Source organism: Bacteroides sp. An269, assembly GCF_002159755.1.
In the GTDB taxonomy this organism is placed as follows: domain Bacteria; phylum Bacteroidota; class Bacteroidia; order Bacteroidales; family Bacteroidaceae; genus Phocaeicola; species Phocaeicola intestinalis.
Window position 1 is genome coordinate 1 of the sequence record NZ_NFJG01000204.1, and the last position, 2,746, is coordinate 2,746.

The following is a 2,746-nucleotide window of genomic DNA, read 5'->3' on the forward strand; positions in this document are numbered from 1 at the left end:
TGACGAAGAACAGGAGCGAAAAGGACCAAAAAATCGCCCAAAGCACACACGAAAACGGATACATCAAGCCAAGAAAAACTTTTTGGAGAAATTCAAAACAGCTTCTTATCATGAATCAGGGATGATTTCTTGCAAAGACGCAAAATTTTACGTCTCTACTACGAGGAAGATAGCGGTCTATCTCAAAATAGTTTCTTAACTTTGCGCCACTTAACGAAAAATGATTTCCTTGACATGAAACAAACATTGGAAGAGAACAAAGGCTTACCCGCCTCACTGCTGTGGACACTAGCCATCATTGCAGGCATCTCGGTAGCCAACCTTTATTACAACCAACCATTGTTGAATCGTATCAGCGATGAGTTGGATATTTCTGAATTTACCGCCAATCTCATTCCCATGACCACCCAGATAGGTTATGCGGCAGGACTGCTGTTCATCATTCCACTTGGCGACCTCTATAACCGGCGAAACATTATCGTTGTCAATTTTCTGCTGCTTTCAGCATCACTGTTCGGCATAGCGGTAGCGACAAACATCCATTTTATTTTGCTTGCCTCGCTCATCACGGGTATCTGTTCGGTCATGCCTCAAATCTTCATCCCAATAGCTGCCCAGTTTTCACGCCCCGAAAAGAAAGCCCAAAATGTAGGACTACTCATCAGCGGACTGCTGACCGGTATACTAGGGTCACGCGTGATAAGTGGCATTGTAGGCGAATACTGGGGATGGCGGACCATTTTCTACATTGCGGCAGGCATGATGCTGGCTTGCATTTTCATCATCATACGCACATTACCCGACATGCCTTCCAATTTTAAAGGAAGCTATTGGGGATTGATGAAATCGGTCTTTACACTCATCCGGCAGAATGCCACACTCCGCCTGGTATCTTTCCGTGCCGGACTTTGTTTCGGATGTTTTCTTACCTTGTGGGCTTGTCTTGCATTCAAGATGAGCCAAGCTCCCTTTTATGCAGGAAACAACATCATTGGAATGCTGGGACTATGCGGCATGGCAGGAGCCTTGACGGCATCTTTCGTCGGGAGATATGTACACCGCTACGGAGTAAGGCGTTTCAATTTCATCGGTTGTGGCATTATGATTGCATCGTGGTGTCTCCTCTACCTTTTCCAGAATAGTTACGCAGGCATCATTGCCGGCATCATCCTGATAGACATTGGCATGCAATGCATACAAATCAGCAATCAGACTTGTGCCCTTTCGCTGGCTCCACGTGCCGCAAACCGTGTCAACACAATTTTCATGACTACTTATTTCATCGGAGGTGCTTTCGGGACTTTTCTCGCCGGAACCTTTTGGCACCATGCCGGATGGACAGGCGTCACCCTGACCGGTGTCTGCCTTGCCGGAACCTCCTTACTTATTACCCTCTTTGCCAAACACTAAAACATAGCACTCTCATGAAGCAAAAAAACATTTACGCAAACGACTGGCTGCAAATTCATCCTTATACAACCCTACAGCCTTCCGACATTTATTTCGTGGAACTTGCCAACCGCCTGTTCCATGCATGCACTACGACAGGACTGCCCGAAGCTCTCCGCAAAAAGCTGGCGCTCTATGCTTCGGCATATCTTGAAGATCAAATATCCGGCCTGCAACTCTGGCAAAGCTTTACCGGCGAGCACCAAAGACTATACGGTACCATGCTTCCATTTTATACTATCGATGCTTCCTATTATCCCGATGAAATCAACGAGGAAGATTTGCGTTTCCTGATTTGGAACACCTGGCAGAAGGCCGGAATAACTTCCAGCTACCTTAATCCCGAAGATACCCGTATCACCAACCTGGCACAAAGCTTTTACTCCATCCTGGACAAAGCATACGAGGAAGCACCTGAAAATCCTGTACTGAAAAATTATTTTGCTTCTTTCGATAGTGAAACCGATGCCGACCGCAAATTGACCTGGCTTTTCGGGCACACGTACCTGACCGAACCTTCGATGTATCCTTATATCAACCACGTAGCACCTAACGACCGGTTCATTATGCCAACAGGTCCCTTGGCACTGTTTCTCCACGAATGGATAAGCATACTTTCGGACAACACCGACTGGAAAGCAATAAAAGGATTGTTCACAGAAGAACCTGTATTACCTCCACACATAGCCGCGGCTAATGAGAAAATCTACCGGGACTTCACCGAAGGAACCGACGGAACTTCCATTGTTTACCTGAACGGATACGGTGAACTTCGACGCTTCCTGGTCGATACATTGCACTGGCAAGATGACGACAACCACACTTTGCCGCAAATGAAAACACACCGCAATTTCATTCTGATGACGAATCCCGCCAAAGGAATCCTTCTGGCAAAAGACATCTGCGAATACATAGCCGACAAAAACAATCCGATGTATGACCATAGCCTGGCGCAAGCCAACGCTTTCCGGTTGCTGACAGAAGAAAGCCTCTGCCCTCCCGACCTGCTCACCTACTGCATCCGCAACGGCTTACTTCCCGATGCATCACTTCCAGAAGGGAAAAACACAGACCTGGTACAAAAGAATCTGGATTTCATCGCCCGTCACGCTTTACTATACTATTACCGGGGTGACTAAAGACAGGAAATCTGTCTCCTAGAGTATAAGGAATTTACGGACAACACTGAGAAGCTGTTTTGAATTTCTCCAAAAAGTTTTTCTTGGCTTGATGTATACGTTTTCGTGTGTGCTTTGGGCGATTTTTTGGTCTTTTTCGCTCCTGTTCTTCGTCAGAT

General features: G+C 46.5%; 3 protein-coding genes. All 3 read left to right on the forward strand.

Annotation, left to right across the window (positions count from 1 at the left end; genetic code table 11):
- Nucleotides 1-199: hypothetical protein (locus B5F71_RS20550; protein WP_158098160.1), on the forward strand; the 199-nt coding region annotated here is incomplete at its 5' end.
- A gap of 35 nt (nt 200-234) precedes the next feature.
- The gene (locus tag B5F71_RS19125; RefSeq protein ID WP_022039412.1) at nt 235-1,410 is read left to right on the forward strand and encodes an MFS transporter; all 1,176 of its coding nucleotides are present in this window, start codon (nt 235-237) and stop codon (nt 1,408-1,410) included.
- A gap of 14 nt (nt 1,411-1,424) precedes the next feature.
- Nucleotides 1,425-2,588, forward strand: a complete 1,164-nt coding sequence (locus tag B5F71_RS19130) for a DUF3843 family protein (protein WP_087213509.1) — start codon at nt 1,425-1,427, stop codon at nt 2,586-2,588.
- Nucleotides 2,589-2,746: the final 158 nt, after the last annotated feature.